The 265-nt window shown below is 41.5% G+C and carries 1 pseudogene; it reads left to right on the top strand.

The features are described from left to right. Positions 1–265 (top strand): annotated as a pseudogene (locus tag AAEY57_RS20200) (glycosyl hydrolase family 8); the annotation flags it as partial.

A 265-nucleotide genomic window follows, 5' to 3' on the forward strand; every position in this document is an offset into this window, starting at 1 on the left:
TTTAATAATAATCCATCGAGTGTAGGTGCCGACAGTTCTGGGACTTACCGTAACCTTGCACAAGAAATAGGTAAAACGAACATACAGCAAAAGGTGAATAGTACTTTTGACAATATGTTTGGCTATAACAACACTCAACAACTTTATTACCCGTACACCGAAAACGGTGTATATAAAGCACACTACATAAAAGCAATTAACCCAGACGAGGGCGACGATATAAGAACAGAAGGGCAATCGTGGGGAATGACCGCCGCTGTCATGC

The organism is Pseudoalteromonas sp. MER144-MNA-CIBAN-0113, from assembly GCF_040308965.1.
GTDB classification, from domain to species: domain Bacteria; phylum Pseudomonadota; class Gammaproteobacteria; order Enterobacterales; family Alteromonadaceae; genus Pseudoalteromonas; species Pseudoalteromonas tetraodonis.